The sequence below is a fragment of the Actinotalea sp. C106 genome (assembly GCF_023630195.1).
GTDB lineage: Bacteria > Actinomycetota > Actinomycetes > Actinomycetales > Cellulomonadaceae > Actinotalea.
Genome location: NZ_JALPKN010000594.1, coordinates 1 through 725, shown reverse-complemented (window position 1 = coordinate 725; position 725 = coordinate 1). Strand labels below are relative to the sequence as shown.

Sequence of the window (725 nt, the reverse complement as noted above, 5' to 3'; positions counted from 1 at the left end):
GCGCTGCGTCGGGCACGGGAGGAGCGGCTCGGGCGGGTGGCGCGACGTGGCTGGTCCGGGGGGCGCAGGGCGTCGTCGAGGAGCGTGGTGAGGCGGGCGAGGGCGGCCTCACGGTTGCGCAGCTGGGACCGGTGCTCGACCGCGACGACCGTGACCACCCCCTCGACGGCCCGAGCGCCGAGCCGGGTCAGGATGCGCGCGCGCTGCTGCTCGTCGAGGGCGGGGCTGGCCCCGGCGTCCCAGCTCAGCTCGACCCGCGAGTCGGTGGTGTTGACCCCTTGCCCGCCAGGGCCGCTCGCCCGCGAGAACCGCCAACGGAGCTCGCGGGCGTCGACGACGACACCGCCGCGCAGGTGGACCGGACCGAGGGCCATCGTCAGTCCTGCTGCCAGGAGTGCCACAGTCGCGCGTAGTCCCCGCCGGCGGCGACCAGCTCGTCGTGCGAACCGATCTCGGTGATCCGGCCGCCGTCGACCACCGCGACGCGGTCGGCGTCGTGCGCGGTGTGCAGGCGGTGGGCGATCGCCACCACGGTCCGGCCGGTGAGCACGGCCGAGAGGGAGCGCTCGAGGTGCCGGGCGGCGCGGGGGTCGAGCAGCGAGGTCGCCTCGTCCAGCACGAGGGTGTGCGGGTCCAGGAGCACCAGCCGGGCCAGCGCGACCTGCTGCGCCTGGGCAGGGCTGAGCGCCGTGCCCCCCGAGCCGACCTCGGTCGCGAGACCGGCC

1 protein-coding gene and 1 pseudogene are annotated in these 725 nt (G+C 76.7%); both read right to left on the bottom strand.

Translation table 11 applies throughout. The features are described 5' to 3' along the window. Positions 1-374 (bottom strand): alternative ribosome rescue aminoacyl-tRNA hydrolase ArfB (gene arfB / locus L0B03_RS18695; protein ID WP_250448608.1); only part of this gene is annotated, 374 nt, incomplete at its 3' end. A 2-nt stretch (positions 375-376) separates the two neighbouring features. Then, positions 377-725: pseudogene (locus tag L0B03_RS18690) on the bottom strand (ABC transporter ATP-binding protein); the annotation flags it as partial.